Origin of the sequence: Kribbella sp. NBC_01510, from assembly GCF_045040325.1 — a bacterium.
Lineage (GTDB): Bacteria > Actinomycetota > Actinomycetes > Propionibacteriales > Kribbellaceae > Kribbella.
This window is the reverse complement of the sequence record NZ_CP109418.1, coordinates 5,196,116-5,216,851: the sequence shown is the minus strand read 5'-3', so window position 1 is coordinate 5,216,851 and position 20,736 is coordinate 5,196,116. Positions and strand designations below refer to the sequence as shown.

Annotated in this window: 20 protein-coding genes; 9 read left to right on the top strand and 11 right to left on the bottom strand. The window is 69.0% G+C overall.

Annotated elements, in window-relative coordinates; translation table 11 throughout:
• Position 1 precedes the first annotated feature (1 nt).
• Positions 2-1,027: an aspartate-semialdehyde dehydrogenase gene (locus tag OG558_RS26325; RefSeq protein WP_405065405.1), complete on the bottom strand. Its 1,026-nt coding sequence runs from the start codon at positions 1,025-1,027 to the stop codon at positions 2-4.
• 132 nt (positions 1,028-1,159) lie between these two features.
• Positions 1,160-1,345: a tautomerase family protein gene (locus tag OG558_RS26320; protein ID WP_131497191.1), complete on the bottom strand. Its 186-nt coding sequence runs from the start codon at positions 1,343-1,345 to the stop codon at positions 1,160-1,162.
• 185 nt (positions 1,346-1,530) lie between these two features.
• On the opposite strand from OG558_RS26320, the gene kduI reads away from it, so the two are divergent.
• The 3 genes from kduI to OG558_RS26305 are packed head-to-tail and all read left to right on the top strand — an operon-like array spanning position 1,531 to position 3,900.
• Positions 1,531-2,367 carry a 5-dehydro-4-deoxy-D-glucuronate isomerase gene (kduI, locus tag OG558_RS26315; protein WP_405065404.1) on the top strand — a complete coding sequence of 279 codons (837 nt, stop codon included), beginning with the start codon at positions 1,531-1,533 and terminating at the stop codon, positions 2,365-2,367.
• Positions 2,364-3,125, top strand: a complete 762-nt coding sequence (locus OG558_RS26310; RefSeq protein WP_405065403.1) for an SDR family oxidoreductase — start codon at positions 2,364-2,366, stop codon at positions 3,123-3,125. The genes kduI and OG558_RS26310 overlap by 4 nt, the downstream gene beginning before the upstream one ends.
• Positions 3,126-3,135: 10 nt before the next feature.
• On the top strand, positions 3,136-3,900 hold the full coding sequence (locus OG558_RS26305) for an IclR family transcriptional regulator (RefSeq protein WP_405065402.1): 765 nt from the start codon (positions 3,136-3,138) through the stop codon (positions 3,898-3,900).
• Positions 3,901-3,907: 7 nt separating this feature from the next.
• Here OG558_RS26305 and OG558_RS26300 read toward each other — a convergent pair whose 3' ends face one another.
• The 6 genes from OG558_RS26300 to lepA form a co-directional block, all read right to left on the bottom strand.
• Complete coding sequence (locus OG558_RS26300; RefSeq protein WP_405065401.1) at positions 3,908-5,143, bottom strand: MFS transporter; 1,236 nt, start codon at positions 5,141-5,143, stop codon at positions 3,908-3,910.
• Positions 5,140-5,766 carry an MOSC domain-containing protein gene (locus OG558_RS26295; RefSeq protein ID WP_329475275.1) on the bottom strand — a complete coding sequence of 209 codons (627 nt, stop codon included), beginning with the start codon at positions 5,764-5,766 and terminating at the stop codon, positions 5,140-5,142. Before OG558_RS26295 ends, OG558_RS26300 begins: the two co-directional genes overlap by 4 nt.
• A gap of 42 nt (positions 5,767-5,808) precedes the next feature.
• Positions 5,809-7,191 carry an MFS transporter gene (locus OG558_RS26290; RefSeq protein ID WP_405065400.1) on the bottom strand — a complete coding sequence of 461 codons (1,383 nt, stop codon included), beginning with the start codon at positions 7,189-7,191 and terminating at the stop codon, positions 5,809-5,811.
• Between the two features lie 26 nt (positions 7,192-7,217).
• Positions 7,218-7,799 carry a TetR/AcrR family transcriptional regulator gene (locus OG558_RS26285; RefSeq protein ID WP_329475273.1) on the bottom strand — a complete coding sequence of 194 codons (582 nt, stop codon included), beginning with the start codon at positions 7,797-7,799 and terminating at the stop codon, positions 7,218-7,220.
• 71 nt (positions 7,800-7,870) lie between these two features.
• Complete coding sequence (locus tag OG558_RS26280) at positions 7,871-8,782, bottom strand: aminoglycoside phosphotransferase family protein (RefSeq protein ID WP_405065399.1); 912 nt, start codon at positions 8,780-8,782, stop codon at positions 7,871-7,873.
• The gene (gene lepA / locus OG558_RS26275; protein ID WP_405065398.1) at positions 8,783-10,669 is read right to left on the bottom strand and encodes a translation elongation factor 4; all 1,887 of its coding nucleotides are present in this window, start codon (positions 10,667-10,669) and stop codon (positions 8,783-8,785) included.
• 117 nt (positions 10,670-10,786) lie between these two features.
• On the opposite strand from lepA, the gene OG558_RS26270 reads away from it, so the two are divergent.
• The 5 genes from OG558_RS26270 (at position 10,787) to rpsT (ending at position 14,739) form a co-directional block, all read left to right on the top strand.
• The gene (locus OG558_RS26270) at positions 10,787-11,686 is read left to right on the top strand and encodes an aminoglycoside phosphotransferase family protein (RefSeq protein ID WP_405065397.1); all 900 of its coding nucleotides are present in this window, start codon (positions 10,787-10,789) and stop codon (positions 11,684-11,686) included.
• A gap of 47 nt (positions 11,687-11,733) precedes the next feature.
• Positions 11,734-12,261, top strand: coding sequence for a sigma-70 family RNA polymerase sigma factor (locus tag OG558_RS26265; protein ID WP_405065396.1), 528 nt, complete (start codon positions 11,734-11,736; stop codon positions 12,259-12,261).
• On the top strand, positions 12,258-13,421 hold the full coding sequence (locus OG558_RS26260; protein WP_405065395.1) for a hypothetical protein: 1,164 nt from the start codon (positions 12,258-12,260) through the stop codon (positions 13,419-13,421). The genes OG558_RS26265 and OG558_RS26260 overlap by 4 nt, the downstream gene beginning before the upstream one ends.
• 282 nt (positions 13,422-13,703) lie before the next feature.
• Positions 13,704-14,315, top strand: coding sequence for an SRPBCC family protein (locus tag OG558_RS26255; RefSeq protein WP_405065394.1), 612 nt, complete (start codon positions 13,704-13,706; stop codon positions 14,313-14,315).
• A 163-nt stretch (positions 14,316-14,478) separates the two neighbouring features.
• The gene (gene rpsT, locus OG558_RS26250; protein ID WP_328522369.1) at positions 14,479-14,739 is read left to right on the top strand and encodes a 30S ribosomal protein S20; all 261 of its coding nucleotides are present in this window, start codon (positions 14,479-14,481) and stop codon (positions 14,737-14,739) included.
• Positions 14,740-14,986: 247 nt separating this feature from the next.
• On the opposite strand, the gene holA is transcribed toward rpsT, so the two are convergent.
• On the bottom strand, positions 14,987-15,985 hold the full coding sequence (gene holA / locus OG558_RS26245; RefSeq protein ID WP_405065393.1) for a DNA polymerase III subunit delta: 999 nt from the start codon (positions 15,983-15,985) through the stop codon (positions 14,987-14,989).
• A gap of 87 nt (positions 15,986-16,072) precedes the next feature.
• Here holA and OG558_RS26240 point away from each other — a divergent pair, with 87 nt between their 5' ends.
• Positions 16,073-16,690: an isochorismatase family protein gene (locus OG558_RS26240; protein WP_405065392.1), complete on the top strand. Its 618-nt coding sequence runs from the start codon at positions 16,073-16,075 to the stop codon at positions 16,688-16,690.
• A 147-nt stretch (positions 16,691-16,837) separates the two neighbouring features.
• Here OG558_RS26240 and OG558_RS26235 read toward each other — a convergent pair whose 3' ends face one another.
• Both OG558_RS26235 and OG558_RS26230 read right to left on the bottom strand, forming a co-directional pair.
• Positions 16,838-19,705 carry a ComEC/Rec2 family competence protein gene (locus OG558_RS26235; protein ID WP_405065391.1) on the bottom strand — a complete coding sequence of 956 codons (2,868 nt, stop codon included), beginning with the start codon at positions 19,703-19,705 and terminating at the stop codon, positions 16,838-16,840.
• Positions 19,692-20,597, bottom strand: coding sequence for a helix-hairpin-helix domain-containing protein (locus OG558_RS26230; RefSeq protein WP_405065390.1), 906 nt, complete (start codon positions 20,595-20,597; stop codon positions 19,692-19,694). Before OG558_RS26230 ends, OG558_RS26235 begins: the two co-directional genes overlap by 14 nt.
• Between the last annotated feature and the right edge of the window lie 139 nt (positions 20,598-20,736).

The window sequence follows — 20,736 nt, the reverse complement described above, 5'->3', positions numbered from 1 at the left end:
ATCAGCGCTGGGCGAGGAGTTCGGCGATCTGCACCGCGTTGAGGGCAGCGCCCTTGCGGAGGTTGTCGTTGGAGACAAACAAGACCAGGCCACGGTTGCCGGGGACGGACTGGTCCTGGCGGATGCGGCCGACGTACGACGGGTCCTGGCCCGCGGCGAGCAGCGGCGTCGGGAGGTCGGCGAGCGCGACACCGGGAGCGCCGCCGAGGATTTCGGCCGCGCGTTCCGGGGTGATCGGCTCGGCGAACTCGGCGTGGATGCTCAGCGAGTGGCCGGTGAAGACGGGCACGCGCACGCAGGTGCCGGCGACCGGGAGGTCCGGAATGTGCAGGATCTTGCGGCTCTCGTTCCGCAGCTTCTGCTCCTCGTCGGTCTCACCGGTGCCATCGGCAACGATCGAGCCGGCCAGTGGGAGCACGTTGAACGCGATCGGGCCGGCGTACACCTTGGGCTCGGGCAGGGTGATCCCCTCGGTGCCGCGGGCCAGCTTGCCGCCGGGCTCGACCAGGGCCCGCGCCTGGTCCTCGAGCTCGCTGACACCGACGCCGCCGGAACCGGAGACGGCCTGGTACGTCGAGACGACGAGCCGGGTCAGCGTCGCCTCGCGGTGCAGCGGGGCGAGCACCGGCATCGCGGCCATCGTGGTGCAGTTCGGGTTGGCGACGATGCCCTTCGGCAGGTGGTCGAGGTCACCCGGGTTCACCTCGGAGACGACGAGCGGTACGTCGGGATCCATCCGCCACGCGGACGAGTTGTCCACCACGACGGCCCCGGTCGCGGCCACCCTCGGCGCGAACTCCTTGGACGCCGTCTTCCCGTTGGAGAACAACGCGAGCTCCAGCCCGGCGAAGTCCGCCGTCGCGGAGTCCTCGACCGTGATCTCCGTGTCCCCGAACGGCAGCCTGCTCCCCGCCGACCGCGCCGACGCGAAGTACCGCACCTCGTCCACCGGGAACTTCCGCTCGATGAGCAGCTCCCGCATGACGCTACCGACCTGCCCCGTGGCTCCGAAAACTCCTACTCGCATGCCTCGCAGAGTAATAGCTCGACCGGCCGGGCGCCGCGGGATTTCAGGGACCGGACCTGCGCCACGGCACCGAGGGGCGGCGCGCCCCGGCACCTTGGGCCGGAGAGGCGCCGGGCCGCGGGAGGGGACGTCCTACGCGTCGGCGACGAGAGTGCCTCCGTTGGCGACGTCGGTCTTCTCGATCTCGGTGAAGACGATGCGGACGGACTCGCGCTTGGCGCCGAGGATGGCGATGGCGGAGTCGGTGACGGCGGCAACGAACTCGCGGCGCTGGTCGAGCGTGCGGCCGGAGAGCAGTTCGACGGTGATGTTCGGCATACGGGATCTCCCGGGGTTGGGCCAGAAAAGTTGCCAACGGCAACGCGACGACCGGATAGGCAGTCCCTGGAAGGGTTCCATCAGCCAGAACTAAGTGTCAAGGCACGGAACCCGGAACAACTCCTGCGCCAGTTTCACCCAAGCCTACGATTGACAGGAGGTTCTGTGGAATAGAACCTTGTTCCGTGAACGCACAGCCGCCCCTGCAGGTCAGACATGCCACCCACCCCGCTCAGGTGCCCGGCTTCGACACCGCCGCGCTGCGCTCGCACTACCTGGTCGACGACCTCTTCACTCCGGACGCGATCACCGCGGTGCTCACCCACCACGACCGGATCGTCCTCGCCGGCGCCCGCCCCGCAAGCGGCCCGCTGACGCTCGGCACGTGGCCCGAGCTGCGCAGCGAGTACTTCCTCGAACGCCGCGAAGCCGGCATTGTCAACGTCGGCGGCCCGGGCACGGTCACTGCCGACGGCACCAAGTACGAGCTGACCACCGGCGCCTGCCTGTACGTCGGCCGCGGTGTCCGTGACGTGATCTTCGACGGACCGGACGCGGCGTACTACGTCTTCTCGGCACCGGCACACACCGACTTCCCCACCACGCAGGTGAATCCCGGTGAGGGCAACCGCCTCGAGCTCGGCGACCAGCACACCGCGAACCGCCGTACGATCGACCAGTACATCCACGCGGACGGCGTACGCAGCTGCCAGATCGTTCTCGGCGTGACCAGGCTGCACCCCGGCAGCACCTGGAACACCATGCCCGCCCACACGCACGACCGCCGGACCGAGTGCTACCTGTACTTCGGCCTCCCCGAGACCGAGCGGATCGTCCACCTGCTCGGCGAACCCGACGAGACCAGGCACCTGCTGATCGCCGACCGCCAGGCCGTGATCTCGCCGAGCTGGTCGATCCACTCCGGCTCCGGCACCTCGGCGTACAGCTTCGTGTGGGCGATGGCGGGCGAGAACCAGGCGTTCGGCGACATGGACGGCGTCGACGTACGGGACCTGCGGTGACGGCTGAGCCGTTCAGCCTGCGCGGGCGTACGGCGCTCGTCACCGGAGCCCGGCGGGGTATCGGAGCGGCGATCGCGGCCGGGTACGCCGCGGCCGGTGCCGAGCTGATCCTGATGGCGCGGGACGCCGCGCTCGAGGACACGCTCGAAGCCATCAGGCAGAACGGCGGCGGAGAAGCGGCCGTGGTGATCGCCGACTTCGCCGATCCGGCCGCCGTCGAGAAGGCCGCGACCGAACTGGCCAAGAGCCGGCGCGTCGACATCCTGGTCAACAACGCCGGCACGATCCGGCGCGCGCCGGCAGCCGAGACCACGACCGCGGACTGGCAGCAGGTGATCGACGTGAACCTGAACTCCACGTGGGCGGTCACCCGGCCGATCGGCGCCGCGATGGCCGAGCGCCGGACCGGGAAGATCGTCACGATCGCGTCGCTGCTGAGCTTCCAGGGCGGGGTCACCGTTCCGGCCTACACTGCCAGCAAGCATGCGGTCGCGGGACTGACCCGGGCGCTGGCCAACGAGTGGGGGCCGGCCGGGGTGCAGGTGAACGCGATCGCGCCCGGGTACATCACTACCGACAACACCACCGACCTCCGCGCGGACCCGGTCCGCGAAGCGGCGATCCGGGACCGCATCCCGGCCGGCCGCTGGGGGCGGCCGGAGGACGTGGTCGGCGCCGCGGTCTTCCTTGCCTCGGCGGCGGCGGACTACGTCAACGGTCACGTGCTCGCGGTCGACGGCGGCTGGCTGGCCAGATAGGAGTGGCAGGATGACGGACCTGAACTCGCCCTCGGCGATCGACAAGACGCTGATGGTGCTGGACGCCGTACTGGAACACTCGCGGTTCACCGACGTGGTCAACGCGACCGGCCTGGCCAAGTCGACGGTGCACCGGATCATGGCGTCGCTGGTGGAGCACGAGTTCGTCGCGCAGGCCGAGGACGGTTCGTACCATCCGGGGCCGAAGGCGCTCCGGCTGGCCGGTCACGCCCTCACCAACGTCGACCTCGCGACCGTCGCCCGCCCGGTCCTCGCCGACCTGGTCGCGCAGACCCGCTGCACAGTGCATGTCGGTTTGCTCAACGGTGACGAGGCGATCTATGTCGCGCGGCTCGACGGGCCGAAGCCGTACCGGATGCCGTCCCGGGTGGGTAAGGCGTTCTGGCTGCACTGCACCGGCATCGGCAAGGCACTCCTCGCCGAGAAGGACGATGACGCGCTCGACGCGCACATCACCCGGACCGGCCTACCTGCCCGCACTCCGCTGACGCACACCACCGCCGCCACCCTCAAGGCCGACCTCGCGCAGGTCCGCGCCCGCGGCTACGCGCTCGACGACGAGGAGAACGAACCCGGCATCCGCTGCGTGGCCTCGGTGATCCACGATCACACCGGCACCGCGATCGCCGCGGTCAGCATCTCCACACTGTCGCTCGAGCAGTCGATCGCCCAGGTCGCCCTGATGGCACCGGCCGCGATCGAGGCCGCCCGCAAGATCTCCGCCGCGCTGGGCTACCGCGAACCCACCAACTGACACGCTGCTACGTCGCAACCAGCATCTGTTCGCGGCGAGCGGCGGCCCAGCGGACGACCGGGACGAACAGGACGCCGATCAGGGCGAACCAGACGCCCAGGATGATCCAGCCCGGAACGCCGAGACCGAGCGGGAGCAGGGCCAGGACGGTCGGGGCGAGCATCGTGCTGATGGACATGCTGGTGTTCCAGACGCCCTGGTATTGACCCTGCGCGTGCTCGCCGGCGAGGTCGAAGCTGAGCAGGAACGAGCCGGACGACTGCAGGAGCTCGCCGATCACCTGGACCAGGGCGCCGAGGGCGAGCAGGCCGACCGCGATCGCGGCGTTGCCCCAGGAGGCGCCGGCGAAGAGCACCATCGATGCCAGGAGCAACAATCCGGCGGTGCGGGTGGCTCGCGCGGCCGCGGGCGGGTCGGAGATCCCGCGCGAGGATCGAACCTGGAAGAGCGCGACCACGACGGTGTTGATGATCAGCGTCAGCGCGACCGTCCAGCGCGGTGCGTCGGTGTGGTCGACCACCCACAGTGGGATCGCGACGTCGAACACCGCGTAGTGGATCGACATCCCGGCGTTGAGCGCTGCCACTGCGAGGTACCCGCGGTCGCGCAGGGCGACCCAGACCGGTCCGTCGTCGCCACGCGGATTCGGCGCCACCCGTGGCACCGCCAGGATCACGAACGCCGCGATCGCACTGAGCACTGCGTCGAGCACGAACATCAGGCGGTACGCCGTACCCGTATCGAAGTGCAGCGCGAAGGCACCGATTCCGGCGCCGGCCATGATGCCGATGTTGGTCACCGCGCGCAGATAGGCGCGGGCCGCGACCCGGTCGGCGCCCTGCGTGATGGCAGCGATCAGCGCGGCCCGAACGGCGCCCGCTCCCCGGTCGATCACGGTGAGCACCACGGAGACGATCAAGAACTGCCAGAAGGTGTGCACCAGCAGATAGAGCAGCGATACCGCACAGAGAATCAGGCTGAGTACGACGAACAGCGTGCGCGGACCGCGGCGATCGGCCAGATGCCCGAGCGGCACCGCCGACAACAGCCCGAACAACCCCGCAATGGTCAGCCCGAGTCCAACCTGAGCAATCGACAGCCCGACGATCCGGTTGAAATACAACACGCTGACCGTCATCAACAACCCATTGCCCACCCGGCTGAGCAAGGTGGCGAGAGCGAGCGGCCGGAGCGGTCCGGGTGCGGGTAGTAGTCCTCTGCCGGCCGTCTGCTGCGCGCTCACGCGCGAGCCGCGGCGCGGTGGGCGGTGGCTCGGAGTTCGTCCATCAGGTCGACGCCGGAGTCGAGCATGCGTTGCATCTTCGGTGGGTCCTGGGCGCCGAACATCTCGCCGATCGTCACCTCGTGATCCGGTCGGCTCAGCACCTCGACCGGGTCGCCGGCGCCGATAGTCCCGGTCCGGAGCACCTTCAGATAGGCACCCGGGCGACCGGCCTGATGGAAGCGTTTCACCCAGTGCGGCACCTGCATCCGGTGCTGGAAGGTGATGCACGGGATCCGCGGCGCCCGGACCATCACCTCGACCTCGTCGCCGATCCGCCACACCTCACCGAGCAGCGCGCCGGTGATGTCGAGTCCCTCGGTGCGCAGGTTCTCCCCGAACAGGCCGGTCGGGATCTCCCGGCCCAGTTGCGCGGCCCACCAGTTCGCGTCCTCCTCGGCGTACGCGTAGATCGCGAGGTCGGGACCGCCGTGGTTCTTGGTGTCGCACACCCGGTCGCCGGCCAGCCCGAGTTCACCGACCGGCACGCGCCCCGGCTGCGGTCGCTTGTCGATGGCCGTGAAGCCGGTCTCCTTCGGACCCGGAATCAGCTTCTCCACCACATTGACCGTCAGCAACCGCATACCCCGCATCCTCCCTCCCGGTGTGCCACCGGTTCCACCGATTTACCGCCGCTGCGCCGGTAGAGCGGCGATGACGAGCAGGGTCGCGGCGGTGGTGGCCGCGCCGGCCCAGGCTGCGGTGGTGTAGCCGGTCTCGTGCGGGAAGACGTCGGTGGTGTACGCCGCGAGGATGAACCCACCGAGCGCGCTGCCGATGGAGAACCCGACGCTGCGCACGACCTGGTTGACGCTCATCGCACTCGCGGTCTCGGCCGCCGGCGTCGCGGCCAGGATGACGGACGGCATCGCGGCGGAGAACGCGCCGACGCCGACCCCGAGGATGCTGATCGCGATCACCGGTTCGGCCAGGTGGTCACGGGCGAGCGCGAAGAGAACGAAGGCGATCAGGACGACGGTCGTGCTTGCCGCAAGCAACGTCCGCGCACCGAACCTGCTCTTCAAACCGGGCATGAGCCGCCCGGCGACGAACCCCAGCAGCGAGAACGGCACGAGCACGAGACCGGCCTCGAACGTGTTCAGTCCGAACCCGTACCCGGCCACGGCAGGCGTCTGGACGTAGCGCGTGATCAAGCTGAGCAGGAGATACATCCCGACACCGCCGGTGAGCATGACGAGGTTGGCGGCGGCAACGGCCGGGTGGCGCAGGAGCCGGATGTCGACGAGCGGCTTGTCGGTGCGGGCTTCGACGATCGTCCAGGCGGCGAGCACCAGCAACGAGACCACAAGGATGAGCACGGCCAGGACAGTGTGCTGTTGCCAGAGGCCGACCTGGCTGATCACGAGGAGCAGGGCGAGCAGACCGATGGTGAGCAGCAGCGCACCGCGCAGATCGACGCGGTTGGCCGGTCGCGCCGGCGCCTGCGGAATCACGGCGACGGCTGCGACCAGGGCAGCGGCGGTCGCGACCAGCCCCAGGCCGTACGCCGCCCGGATGCCCGCGAGATCCGTCAGCCACCCAGCCAGCGGATATCCGATCCCGATGCCGGCGGTCGAGGCGACGGACAGAAACGCGATCGTACTGGCCGAGCGCCGCTCGTCGAGGTGGTCCCGGGCGATCGCCATCATCAGCGAGACCAACCCGAGCCCCGCACCTTGAGCCGCACGCCCGACCAGCAGCACCGCGAACGGAAGCGGGAGCACCGTCAGCAGGCTGCCCGCCACGACAATGCTCAGCGTCACCAGTACGACGCTCCGCCGTCGGGGTCCGGAGCCGAGCCGTCCCAGCACCGGCGTTGTCACCGCACCCGACAGCAACGCGATCGTCAGCGTCCACTGGGCGGCGGCCAGCGATACGTTGTAGTGCTGCGCGACCGCCGTGATCAACGGCGCGCCAAGACTGCCCACTACGGCGACGAGCAGCCCGAGAGACACGATCACTCCGACGAGAGCCCGGTCCGAGCTGGGTCTGCCCGTGGTCGTGGACATGAGGTGATCGCGGGACGGCCGGTCGTTCATCGGTTGGTCTCGCTGGTGATGTGGGTGAACAGACCGGGCCGGATGCGGGTCCGCGCCTGCTCGGCCCAGGGCTCGTCGACCGCGGGCAGATCGAGGGCGGCGTTGGTGTTGAGGAGCATGCCGAACGCCAGGAACGCCTTCACCGTGACCGGATCCAGGCCGGCGGTGTCGGCGACGGCCTGCCACAGGCGACCGAAGCTGGCGCGGACCGCGTCGCGGACCTCGCCGTCGCCGGCGGCCGCGGCAGCGGTGCCCTGCAACTGGAGCAGCAGAGTGGTGCGGTCGGCAAGCATCTCGTTGTACTCGCGACCCATCGCGGTCAGCGCGTCGATCCCAGTCGCACCGCCCGCGGCGGCCAGCATCGCCAGCGTCATCCGCCCGAACGCGGCGTCCACACACTCCAGGAACAACTGCTTCTTCGTGCCGAACAACCGGAACACATAGGCCTGGGTGATACCCGCTCGACGGGCGATCGTCTCGGTCGACGCGCCGTACAAGCCGGCGCCGGCGAACTCGTCCTCGGCCAGCGCGAGGATCTGCTCGCGGCGCTCCTGCCCACTCATCCGTGTCGGCGACATGGCCCGAAGTTAGTAGGTAGTAACTACTTACTACAAGCGACTGTCTGCTACGTCACGCGGCGCGGGCACGCTCAGTCCTGGATGGCCTTGACGATCGCGATGTTGCGGGTGAGCCAGTCCTGCGGGAGGGATTCGTCGCCGCCGGCGTCCTCGAGCGTCCACAGCACGTTGAGCATCTGGCGGACGATCACCCAGTCGCGGGCCCGGACCTCGTCCAGACCGGCCGCGTCGATCGCGGTGTAGAACCGCTGCCGGACCGCGAACCGAAGGTCGCCGGAGGCAACGACCTCGTCCCACCGGTTCCAGATCAGTGGGGCGACCTCGAAGTGCGGGTCGCCGGAGAGCGGCTTGGGGTCGATCACCAGCCAGGGTTCGCGGTCGGCGGCCAGCATGTTCTCGTAGTGCAGGTCGGTGTGGATCAGTCGCCCGTCGGTGGCCGGGTCCGCGACGAAGTCCTCGGACAGCGAGATCGCCTGCTCGACGTACCGATGCGGGACCGGCGCCGACGCGGGCAACTGCCGGAGGCGTTCCAGCCACCGCGTCAGCTCACCCGACAACGTCCGGTACTGCGGCCCTGCCGGGACATGCAATCGCTTGTAGGTGCTGCCAACGATCTCGCATGCGTCGAGAGCGTCGACCGTGGTGAGGTCGCGCGGCTCCAACCGCTCGAGCAGCAAGGCGAAGCGACGCGGATCCGCCCGCAACAACAGCACCGCGCCGTTCCCGCCCCAGGCCCGGAGCGCGAGATGCTCGGTCTCCGCCTCCCAGTGTGGGAACTGCACCTTGAGTACGGCGCTCTGCCCGTCGGCCGTCGTCACCGGCACGACCAACGCGCAGTTGCCGTAGAACGCCTTACCGTTGACCCGGAGATCCCACTCGTCGAGCAGTTCCCGGGTCAGCTTCGGCAGCCGGTCGAGCCAGGCGGCCCAGTCCGGACCGCGTGAGCCGACGACCAGCAGGCCTTCCGGAATGTCGACGGCCACTTACTTCTTGGCCTTCTCCCCGGTGTCGGTGGTCCGGAGCGCGGCGATGAAGGCCTCCTGCGGGACCTCGACACGACCGACCATCTTCATCCGCTTCTTGCCTTCCTTCTGCTTCTCCAGCAGCTTGCGCTTCCGCGTGATGTCACCGCCGTAGCACTTGGCCAGCACGTCCTTGCGCATGGCGCGGATCGATTCGCGAGCGATGATCCGGGACCCGATCGCGGCCTGGATCGGCACCTCGAACTGCTGCCTGGGGATCAGTTCCTTGAGCTTGCCGGCCAGCGCGACGCCGTACGAGTAGGCGTTGTCGCGGTGCACGATCGCCGAGAACGCGTCGACCGTCTCGCCCTGCAACAGGATGTCGACCTTGACCAGCGCGGCGGCCTGCTCACCGGTCGGCTCGTAGTCCAGCGACGCGTAGCCCTTGGTCTTCGACTTCAGCTGGTCGAAGAAGTCGAAGACGATCTCGGCCAGCGGCAGCGTGTAGCGGAGCTCGACCCGGTCCTCGGACAGGTAGTCCATCCCCTGCAGGTTGCCCCGCTTGGTCTGGCAGAGCTCCATGATCACGCCGATGAAGTCCTTGGGGCTGAGGATCGTCGCCTTCACCACCGGCTCGTAGATATCGGCGATCTTGCCCTCTGGGAACTCACTCGGGTTGGTGACGACGTACTCCTTGCCGTCCTCCATCTCGACCCGGTAGACGACGTTCGGCGCGGTCGAGATCAGGTCCAGGTCGAACTCGCGCTCGAGCCGCTCCCGGACGATCTCCATGTGCAGCAGGCCGAGGAAGCCACAGCGGAAGCCGAACCCGAGCGCGCCCGAGGTCTCCGGCTCGTACTGCAGAGCCGCGTCGTTCAGCTGCAGCCGCTCCAGTGCGTCGCGCAGCGTCGGGTAGTCGTCACCGTCGATCGGAAACAGGCCGGAGTACACCATCGGCTGAGGGTGCTTGTAGCCGCCGAGCGCCTCAGTTGCACCGTGGACGGCCGCCGTGACGGTGTCACCGACCCGGGACTGGCGGACGTCCTTCACGCCGGTGATCAGGTAGCCGACCTCGCCGACGCCGATACTCGGGGACTTCATCGGCTCGGGCGAGATGACGCCGACCTCGAGCATCTCGTGCACCGCGCCGGTCGACATCATCTTGATCCGGTCGCGGTGGGTCAGCTCGCCGTCGACCACCCGGACGTAGGTGACCACGCCGCGGTAGGTGTCGTAAACGGAGTCGAAGATCAGCGCCCGCGGCGGTGCGTCCTTGACGCCCTTCGGCGGGTCGACCTGGGCGACGATCTCGCTCAGCAGCTCCTCGACGCCCTCGCCGGTCTTGGCCGACACCCTCAGTACGTCGGAGGGGTCGCAGCCGATGATGTGAGCCAGCTCGGCGGCGTACTTCTCCGGCTGCGCGCTGGGCAGGTCGATCTTGTTCAGCACCGGGATGATGTGCAGGTCGGCGTTCAGCGCAAGGTAGAGGTTCGCCAGCGTCTGCGCCTCGATGCCCTGCGCCGCGTCGACGAGCAGCACCGCGCCCTCACACGCCTCGAGCGACCGCGACACCTCGTAGGTGAAGTCGACGTGCCCGGGGGTGTCGATCATGTTCAGGATGTACGTCGTGCCGTCCGGGGCGAGCAGGCCGCCCGGGGAATCCGGGCCGGGCGCGAACGGGAGCCGGACCGCCTGCGACTTGATCGTGATGCCGCGTTCCCGCTCGATGTCCATCCGGTCCAGGTACTGGGCCCGCATCTGACGGCCGTCGACGACCCCGGTGATCTGCAGCATCCGGTCGGCCAGCGTCGATTTGCCGTGGTCGATGTGGGCGATGATGCAGAAGTTCCGGATCAGCGACGGGTCGGTGCGACCCGGCTGCGGCACGGTCGTGGGGCCTACGGGCACGGAGGGGATCCAGTTCGTCTCGGGTATTGCAGGTCAACTGGTCAATCATCCCATGCGGAGCCAGCGGATTCTAAAATCGCGGGCGCTCGGACCGCTGCGCACCTACCGTCTTGACGCATGGCGCACGCTGCTGGGGTCCGGTTGCCCTTCGAGGAGGCGCCCGCCGCAGTGCGGGCCTGGGTGGAGCGCGCACTCGGGTCCGTGGTGGTCTCCGCCGCGACCCAGCAGGGCGGCTTCTCCCCCGGCGTCGCCGCCCGCCTGGTGACCGCCTCCGGCCGCCGCGCCTTCGTCAAGGCCGTCGGTACGTCGCTCAACCCGAAGACCCCGTCGTTGTTCCGCCAGGAGATCACCGCCGTCCAGGCCATCGGCCCGTTGCCGACGGCGCCCGCGCTGTACGACGTGTACGACGACGGCGACTGGGTCGGTCTGCTCTTCGAGGACATCGAGGGCCGGCTGCCCGCTCACCCGTGGGAACAGCGTGATGCCGACCGGGTCCTGGATGCGGTTTCGGAGCTGTCCGAGGCCCTGGACCCGTCACCGTGGCCCGACGCGCCCATTGCCGCCGTGCGGAGTGTGGAGTTCCTGAGCCGGTGGGACAACGTGATCGCTGACGACCTCTCCGTACCCTCCTGGGCGGCCGGCCGGGAGGAAGAGCTTGCAGAGCTCGCCCGGATCGGGGTGCGTGCGCTGGCGGACGGGAAGGCGCTGGCGCACTGGGATCTGCGGGCCGACAACATCATCCTGACCGACGACCGCGTGGTCTTCATCGACTGGGCACATCCGGCCCTCGCGCCACGCTGGGCCGACACCGTCATCCTGCAGGCCGACATGCGTGAATCGGTCAGCCTGCCCGCGCTGTCTGACGATGTCGCGATCACCGGGTTTCTGGCGGCCATCGCGGCCGGACTGTGGTGGGGAGCATTCCAGCCGCCCCCGCCCGGGTTGCCGACGATCCGTGCCTGGCAGCGTCGGCATGCGCTCATCCACCTCGACTGGGTCCGCGAGCGGCTGGCTTAACGCAGCGTTTCGGGGAGCTGTGCGTCTTTAGGGGTGTGACGAATCCAATGGTGAGCATCAGAGATCCGCTCCGATCTCTGGCGCACGACGGGGCGCGAGACGCGGTGTCGGAGCTCTACCGCCGGCATTGGGTCGGGCTGGTCCGCCTCGCCGTGCTGGTGGTGGACGACCGGCAGGCAGCTGAGGACGCCGTACAGGAGACCTTTGCCGACCTGTACCGGCATTGGCCGCTGCGGGACAACGACAAGGCGTTGGGGTGGCTGCGGACGACGCTGGTGAACCGCTGCCGTTCTGTACTACGGCGTCGCCGGACGGCACGGCTCTACACGCCACCGCACGAGGAACCGAACGCATCAGCCGAGAGCAGCGCAATGCTCGGGGAAGACCGGCTGCAGGTCCGGCAGGCGCTCCAGGCACTGCCCAGGCGTACGCGTGAGGTCTTGGTCCTGCGCTACTACCTCGACCTCCCCTTCGCCGAGATCGCGCAGACGCTCGGGATCAGCCAATCCAGCGCCCGCTCCACCTCCTCGCGCGGAATCGCGATCCTCACCGAGAAGCTCAAGGAGTTCCGATGAACGACACCGAAACCCGCCTCCGCGACTACCTGCACGCCAAGGCCGGCACCGTACCGGCCTCCACCCACGGCCCCGGCCTGGAGCTGGACACGACCGGCACCTCCACCCGCCGTGGTTGGGTCCCGATGGCCCTCGCCGCAGCCAGCATCGCCGCCGTCCTGACCCTGGCCGTACCTTTCCTGCACGGCCTGGCCAAGCCGGACCAGCCGTCCGTAGCCGCCCACCCGAACCCGGGCCCGCTCCCGACCGGGGCGCCCCGGATCCCGTACACGATCACCGACCCGAACAGTAACCCGGACAACCCGCTCGACACCTGGTGGTCCGTCCTCCACGACGGCGGCCAGACCGTCAAGAACCCGGGTCTGAAGGGCAACGTCGTCGCGCGGACCGATGGCGGCTGGCTCGCCGACACCGGCTACCCAGATCCGGACAAGTCTCAGATCGTCGTTGTCTCGCCGGGCGGCCAGGTCCGGCCGATCGGACCGCTCGGGGCCGACGGCCCACGGGTCTCACCCGACGGCCGGCAGATCGCCGTCGCGGACTCGAAGTACGGCAGGACGGACAATCGAGTGGTCGTCGTCGACATCAGGACCGGCAAGGAGGTGACGAGCCTCACCGTCAAGACTCCCAACCTCGAGCTCCTCGGCTGGAACCAGGACGGCATCTGGATGCACGAGCACGCTCCGAACGCTGTGCCGGTGAAGGTATGGCAGCCCGGATCGAAGGACCTCCGGACAGTCGGGACCTTCAACGACCAGATCGAGGTGACGCGCACCAGCGGCACGGTCCTGAAGACGAGCTACAAGAGCGACGGGACGTCCTGCGTCACAGCCGCCACGCTGGGAGACAAGGGGCTCGATGTGAGGCGTGAGTACTGCTTCAAAGCCCCGGTGGCCGCGCCGTACTTGTCGCTGTCACCGGACGGAGCGACGATGACCATCAGCAACATCGGGGTCGCCGTCGACATCGCTACCGGGAAGGTCACCAAGCTGCGGCTGCCGGCCAAATCGAAGTGGTGGGACCGCGCGCTTTTCGAGGACCCGGCCAACGTCATCGTGCCCGGCCAAGACACCCTCTCCCGGTGCGCCGTCGCCACCGGCGAGTGCAAGCAGGTCGCGGTCGCCAAGCCCAGCGGGACGATCCAGCTGGTACGGCCCTGATCCACGAACGTCGGCTCAGCACGCAACCAGCGTGCTGAGCCGATGTTGCGTCAGGTGTCGACCCGCACGATGGTGGAGCCGGAGCCGTCGGCTCCGGTGGAGTAGTGAGTCCTCCAGTGCTGGGACGGAGCGATGGTGGCACTTGGCTCGCTGTCTTTGATCGGGGTGACGGGCGCTCGGCGCCTGCGGTGATCACCGTCACGCAGGCCCGGGTATACCGGTCGGTGTTGGTGATGTCACGCTCGGGTACGCATGTGTCAGCTGACAGCAAGGGAAACCCCTATGGCCGACCTCACAGAGTCCATCGCGGTCGAGGCATCACCTGCGGACCTCTACGCCCTGGTCAGCGACCTATCCCGCATGGGCGAGTGGAGCCCCGAATGCACCCACGTCACCTGGTCCTCCCACCCGCCGGCACCGACCGGCGACACGTCGGTCCCGCCGGGCGCCGCCACCGGGCCAGCCGGTAGGCCGGGAGCCGGTGCCGGGCCGTCCACTACCCCAGGAGCCGTGGCCGGATCGTCCACTGCCCCAGGAGCCGGTGCCGGGTCGTCCGCGGCGCCCTGGCCCACCGTGGGCGCTCGTTTCGTCGGGCACAACCGGATTGGTGCGGTGCGCTGGCTCACGTTCGGCCGGGTGGTCGACGCCGACCCCGGCCGCCGGTTCGCCTTCTCGATCCACTTCGGCCCGATCCCGATCTCTCTCTGGGCCTACGATTTCACCCCGACCGCCACCGGCTGCGTGGTCTCCGAGTCCTGGACCGACCACCGCCCGGCCACCCTCCGCCTCCTCTTCCGCCCCGTCTTCGGCAACCGCACTCCCCGCAACGCCCAAGGCATCCACACCACCCTCACCCGCCTCAAATCCACCGCCGAAGCCGCCGCGACCGCCTGAGCCCCGCCTGAGGCCTGAGGCCCAGCGAGAGCTCGCGAGTGAGTTTGGAGGTGGCGGGGGCTTGTTGGTAACCTGGCTCTTCGCGCACCCACGGGTGGTGTACAGCCGTGCGCGCGACACTTTCCTGTAATGACCGCAAACTCCTGATCGAGGCTCTGCTCACGTGGCGAACATCAAGTCCCAGATCAAGCGCAACCGCCAGAACGAGGCTGCGCGGCTTCGCAACAAGTCGGTGAAGTCGACCCTGAAGACGGCTGTTCGCCGCTTCCACGAGGCCGTCGACGCCGGCGAGGCCGACAAGGCGCAGGACACCGCTCGCAAGGCCGGCCGCTTGCTCGACAAGGCCGTCAGCAAGGGCGTCATCCACGCGAACCAGGCCGCCAACCGCAAGTCGGCCATCTTCAAGAAGGCCGCTTCTCTCTGAAGCAGCCCGCCAACGATCGGCCAGTCCTCCGACCGGCCGATCGTTTTTGCGTGCCCGAATCCACCCCACAGCACCCCGCGCGCACGCCATTCCTGCGAACGTCGCACCCGCGCTCCCCGGCTTGACCACCTTCACCGGCGGCACAGCCAGCCTCACCCAATCGACTTATCTCCGGCTCGCCCCGGTCGAGCTACCTGGTCCAATCCGACAGCGGCCGGCGTACCTGATGCCCGACTCCGCCTCGGCGTCAGCGGCGGCCGTGGGCTCGGCTTACGGTGATGACCATGCGCTCGAGGGCGTAGCCGGCGTCACCTGAGGCGCCTTTCACGTCGGCGTCGGCCTGGGCCACCGCCTTGATCGCGGTCGCCAAGCCTCCCGGGGTCCAGCCGCGGGACTGTTGCTTGAGCTGCTTGAGCTTCCACGGCGGTACGCCGACCTCCCGCGCCAGATCCGTCTCCCGCAAACCGCTCGGCGCACTCGCGAACTTCGCCAGCCCGCGCAACCCGCCCGCCATCGCACTCGTCACCAGTACCGGCGCGACCCCGCAGTCCAGCGCCCACCGCAACTGCTCCAACGCCGGCTCGGTCCGCCCCGCGATCGCCGCATCCGCGACCGCGAAACTCGTCACCTCCGCACGACCGCCGAAGTACTGCCCGATCAGCTCAGCGGTGACTGCCTGTCCACCGGCGTCGGACACCAACTGCGAACACGCCCCCGCCAACGCCCGCAGATCGTGCCCGACTGCGTCAACCAGCGCCGTCGCCGCCCGCTCGTCCAAAGTCCCGCCGTGCAAGCGGATCTCACCCGCCACGAACTGCGGCAACTCCCACGCCTTCGGCGCGGTCGCCACGACCTCGTTGACTGATGCCTTCCGCAACTTGTCGAGGACGGCCTTGCCCTTCTGTCCGCCCGAGTGCACCAGCACGACGAGTACGTCGTCCGACGTGGCGCCGGCGTACTCGATCAGATGCGGCACCATCTCGCTCGGCAGATTCTCCAGCGCACGCAGCACCATGACTCGCTCGGTGGCGAACAGCGACGGCCCGGTGAGCTCCGCGAACACCCCGACATCCAGCGTGGACGCGTCGACGTCAGTCACCTCGATCTCGGCATCGCCGTTCGACGCCGCGCCTTTGGACACTGCCGCGATCGCGGAACGCACCGCGCGATCCGCCAGGAACGCCTCGGCACCGGTCACCAGCAACACATCGCCCAGCTTCGGCGCAGAACCCCTACGAGCAGCCACCCCGTCAGCATCCCACGCCCCACCGACCACCCCCGCTCCGGGGAAACTCTGTGGAGGCGTCCTGCCTCGACCAGTGAGGATGGCGGCATGAGTCGCATTGAGCGGGACAGTCTGCCGTCGCCGGTACGGCGAGAGGTCGGCGGGAGCGCGATCACTCCTGTCGACGCGCTGATCGTCGTGGACATGCAATCCGCCTCCGTCTCGGGTGAGAACGCCGTACCCGACGCTTCTCGACTTCTCGACCGCACGACCCAGCTGCTCGACCGGGCTCGGGAGGCCGGCGCGGTCGTCGTACACCTCCAGAACGACGGCCCACCCGGCGCCGACGACGAGCCCGACACCCCTGGCTGGGAGCTGTATCTCGCCGTCGAACCTGGCCCCCGTGAGCACGTGATCCGCAAACCCCGCGACGACGGCTTTGACGCCACGTCACTCGGCCAGATCTTGATCGCCGGCGGCGTGCGCTCGGTTGCCATCTGCGGAGTGATGTCCGAGATGTGCGTCTACGCGACCGCCCGCACTGCGCTCGCCCGCGGCTACCGCGTCGTCCTGCCGTACGACGCGCACGGCACCTACACCATCCCGGCGGTCCCGGGCGTCAGTGAGGAGATCCCCGCCCACGTCGTCTCCCGAGTCGCCGCCTGGTCCCTCGGCGACCAACCCGAGAACACCATCCCCACCACCGCCGTCACCTTCACCTCCTAGACCCGGACGGGTCGTCGCCCGTGGTGATGAGACCAGACCGAACACCATCCCAACCGCCGCGGTCACCTCCGTGTCCCTGGCCCGGACGGGTCGTTGCCGTAGTGATGAGACGAGACCCGAACACCATCCCAACCACCGCCCTCACCTTCACCTCCTAGGCCCGAACCCGTCGTTACCCGTGGTGGTGAGGGCCAGGTGGTTGTCGGGGTTGGTGACGGTCAGGGTCCCGGTGGTGTTGGTGGTGGCGGTTCGGGTGGATTGGTGGGACAGGAGGGTGAGGGTCCGGGGCGCGGGGTGGCCGTAGTCGTTGTTGCGGCCGGCGGAGATGAGCGCCAGGCGAGCGTTGGTTGCCGCGATGAAGGTGGGGTCTTGCTGGGCCGAGCCGTGGTGCGGGACTTTGAGGACATCGGCACGGAGGTCGTCGCCGGTGGCGAGGATGGCTCGTTGGGATTCGGGTTCGAGGTCGCCGGTGAGGAGGATTCGGAGGTCGGACAGTTCGACCATCATGGCGATGCTGGCGTTGTTCTCCGGGGAACCTTCATCGGTCGACGTCGCGGAGGACGTACCGGGCGGAGGCAGCGCCGGTACGCGCGCGGGCCAGAGGGTCGTCCAGCTGATCTGACCGACGACGCGTTTCTCGTGGTAGGTCACCGTGCGCAGGTTGATGCCGTGACGCGACGCGAGGTCGGCGACACGGTCGTACTCCGCGCGCGGCGAGAAGTACGGCGTCACCTCGATCTCGTCGATGCGCCGATCCTTCAGTACTCCGGCTAGCCCGCCGACATGATCCGCGTGGAAGTGACTCAGCACGAGAACCGGGATGTGCTCGACCCCGAGATCACGCAGGCACCGATCCATTGCGGCCGGATCCGGGCCGGTATCGACGACAACCGCCGTACGCTCGCCTGCTCGCAGTACCAAGCCATCGCCCTGACCCACGTCGCACATCACGAAGAGCCAGTCGTCCGGCGGCCAACCCAGTGAACCGACTGGACGCAGTACGACGACCGCGAGCACAACCACCGCGAGGACCATGGCGATCGGGCGGGCCAGGATGCGGTGCAGCCCGAGTACGAGCGCGAGACAGAGCAGGGTCAGTACGGCGACGCCGACCGCAGTGGCCGGCCAGGGGTTCGCCGCGCCGGGGAGACCGGCGCCTTCGCGCGCAACGAGGATGATCCACCGGGCCGGCCAACCCGCTGCCCAGCCGACGAGTCGAGCTGCCTCCGTGCTCGCGAGCGCGACGCCGGCCGCGGCGAACCCGAGGATGGTCGCCGGGCCGACGGCGGGACCGGCCAGCAGATTGGCAGCGACCGCGACCATCGACACCTGACCCGACAGCCACGCGACGACCGGCGTACACGCGAGTTGTGCGGCGAGCGGGCACGAGATCGCCTCGGCCAACCACCTCGGCAACCACTTGGCCAACGCGTCGCGCCAACCAGGACCGAGCAGGACGATCCCAGCGGTCGCGAGCACCGACAGCGCGAACCCTGCTGATCGCGCGAGCGACGTGTCGAGGAGAAGCAGGACGATGACTGCGACCGACAGACTGCGTACGGCGCGCCGCCGCGCTCCACCACTCGTCATCGCGGCCAACGCGATCAGCCCCATCGCGCCCGCCCGGAGCACGCTGGGCTGCGGTCTGGCGAGGATCACGAACACGACGACCGTCATCACACCGATCACGGTCAGCCCGCGAGCGCGTACTCCGATCAGTCGCGAGCACGGGAGGATGAATGCCAGCAGCAAGGTCAGATTGGTGCCCGACACCGCCGACAAGTGCGTGAGGCCGGTCGTCTGGAAGTCCACTGTCAGGTCGGCGGGCAGGCCGGACACGTCACCCATCACGAGCGCCGGCACCAGTCCGCGTACGTCGTCCGGTCGGCCGGCGACGGATTCACGGAGGCCGGCGCGGACCTTCTCTGCCGCGCGTAACCACCAGGGCGGCTCGTCGACGATCCGCGGTGGTGAACGGACCGAGAGCATGGCAGCGACGTCCGAGCCGGCCTCGACCGTCTCGAGGCGACCATTGGCGTCGACATGTTGGCCATACCTGACCTGTTGCCACTGCGTCGTACCGATCACGAACACCGGAGTACGCACGCGGGTCACACTCCCCCGCGCCCGCACCTCCACGATCGTTGCCTTCAGCACCACATACGGAGGCCGCCGGCCACCCGGACTCTGCCGGACCGACGGATCCCCCTCAACCTTCAGCCGCACCCCCACCGTCGCGCTGTCCGCCGCCAACCCTCGCACCGGCCCAGCCCGAAGACTCGCCACCTGCAGACCAGCCGCAACCCCCATCCCCGCAACAACAACCAGCACCCCCACACCCGCCCACCCCATGCGCGCCCACACCGCACCGCCAACCCGCGCTGGTCTGCCTGCCCGCGCATGCCAGAGCTGACCCAGGCGGGGCCACGATGGCCGGCGCGACGTGATGTGGTTGGTGGGAGCTGGTCTGCGGAGGATCAGGCCGAGTGCGCAGGCGACAGTCAGCGCAACCGCGGCCGTGATCAGGCCGGCAAGCGGGCGGTGTCCGACGAGCAGAACCGCAGCGAGCCAGCCCGCGCCGGCCGGCACCAACAACCGCGCGTCAAGCGGCTCACCACCCACCGGAGCGGGCGACTCACCACTCTCCGGCGAGGCATGCGGACCACGGACGTCCGCCGAGGCATGCGGACCATCGACCTCCGCCGAGGTAGGCGACACACCAGGCTCCGGTGCAGCAGGCGGGTCACCAGCCTTCGGCGAGGCAGGCGACTCATTGGCTTGCTCGGTGGCGGCGCGCTGAGCGTCGAGTGGATCGGCGGGATGGTCGTCGGCAACGTGCCCGTCGGAGAGGGGGTCTGCGGCGAGCCCGTCCGCGAAGGGGCCTGCGGCATGCCCGTCGGCGAACGGGTCGACGGCGTGCCCATTGGCGACGGGGTCAGAGCTGCGCCCGTCGGCGAGAGGGTCGGCGGTGGATGGCTCGGTGTGGGGGGTTGGTGGGGGGTCAGATGCGGACATGAGGTTTTAGGGATTCGAATTTCTTGGGGCCTACGCCGGGGACCTCTTGGAGTTGGTCGATGGTGGTGAAGGGGCCGTTCTGCGTGCGGTAGTCGAGGATTCGCTGGGCTAGGACGGGGCCTACGCCGGGGAGGGCGTCCAGTTGGTCGAGGGTTGCGGTGTTGAGGTTGACGGGCGAGTTGGGTGGTGCGGTGGGGGCGGATGAGGTGGTCGCGCCTGGTGCGGTGGTGGATGGAGGTGGTGCGGGTTGGCCGACGATGATTTGCTCGCCGTCGGTGACTTGGCGCGCGAGGTTGAGGGTGGTGAGGTCGACGCCGGGGAGTGGGCCGCCGGCGAGGGTTAGTACGTCGGCGACCCGCGAGCCCACCGGAGCACGGACCAGGCCGGGGCGGCGGACCTTGCCGGCGACGTCTACGACCACGACGCCTGCCGTTTGGCCAGGGACGCCAGGTGAGCTTTGGGAGGGCTGTGCGGCACCCGACGACGGCTGGCTGCTTGGCTGGCCGGAGCCGGGTGTCGGTTGTGCGGCACCTGGCGACGAGCCGGTAGTTGAGGCACCTGGTTGGGTGACGGGTGAGCCTGTGGTGGCGGTGGATGGGCGGGTGTCGGGGAGGGTCTCCGGGCGGGCGCGGAAGACGGACCAGCCGGCCCAGGACAGTCCAATGGCCAGTACGGCGGCCAGAACCATGACGTGCCGTGGGGACAGGGTCCAGCGGGCATCTCGTAGTCGCTCGGGTCGGACCGATTCGGGGATCCATCCACCTCGCACCTCCTCATCACGCTCCTCCAGGTGTTCGTCGGGTGCGTGCTCCGGTGGGCGGGCGCCGAGACGTGCCAGCGCACGCTCACGCGCGCCCGGGGCGGGCGTCGGAGCACGACGGAAGACCTTCACGCCAGAGAAAGTACGAGTCCGCGAACCTCCTGGAACTCCGAGTTGAAACCTGTGGACAACCCACTCACCGGGCGCCGAGGTTCAAGCTGGCGCCGGCGGGGTTGTGGCAGTCGTTCGGTGTGCGGTCGGCGCTGGGTGT

What these genes read in the sequence shown, in the direction of transcription:
- OG558_RS26325 (WP_405065405.1), bottom strand. Translation starts at nt 1,027, where the DNA reads ATGCGAGTAGGAGTTTTCGGAGCCACGGGGCAGGTCGGTAGCGTCATG.
- OG558_RS26320 (WP_131497191.1), bottom strand. Translation starts at nt 1,345, where the DNA reads ATGCCGAACATCACCGTCGAACTGCTCTCCGGCCGCACGCTCGACCAG.
- OG558_RS26305 (WP_405065402.1), top strand. Translation starts at nt 3,136, where the DNA reads ATGACGGACCTGAACTCGCCCTCGGCGATCGACAAGACGCTGATGGTG.
- OG558_RS26295 (WP_329475275.1), bottom strand. Translation starts at nt 5,766, where the DNA reads ATGCGGTTGCTGACGGTCAATGTGGTGGAGAAGCTGATTCCGGGTCCG.
- OG558_RS26290 (WP_405065400.1), bottom strand. Translation starts at nt 7,191, where the DNA reads ATGTCCACGACCACGGGCAGACCCAGCTCGGACCGGGCTCTCGTCGGA.
- OG558_RS26285 (WP_329475273.1), bottom strand. Translation starts at nt 7,799, where the DNA reads ATGTCGCCGACACGGATGAGTGGGCAGGAGCGCCGCGAGCAGATCCTC.
- OG558_RS26270 (WP_405065397.1), top strand. Translation starts at nt 10,787, where the DNA reads ATGGCGCACGCTGCTGGGGTCCGGTTGCCCTTCGAGGAGGCGCCCGCC.
- OG558_RS26265 (WP_405065396.1), top strand. Translation starts at nt 11,734, where the DNA reads ATGGTGAGCATCAGAGATCCGCTCCGATCTCTGGCGCACGACGGGGCG.
- OG558_RS26260 (WP_405065395.1), top strand. Translation starts at nt 12,258, where the DNA reads ATGAACGACACCGAAACCCGCCTCCGCGACTACCTGCACGCCAAGGCC.
- OG558_RS26255 (WP_405065394.1), top strand. Translation starts at nt 13,704, where the DNA reads ATGGCCGACCTCACAGAGTCCATCGCGGTCGAGGCATCACCTGCGGAC.
- OG558_RS26240 (WP_405065392.1), top strand. Translation starts at nt 16,073, where the DNA reads ATGAGTCGCATTGAGCGGGACAGTCTGCCGTCGCCGGTACGGCGAGAG.
- OG558_RS26235 (WP_405065391.1), bottom strand. Translation starts at nt 19,705, where the DNA reads ATGTCCGCATCTGACCCCCCACCAACCCCCCACACCGAGCCATCCACC.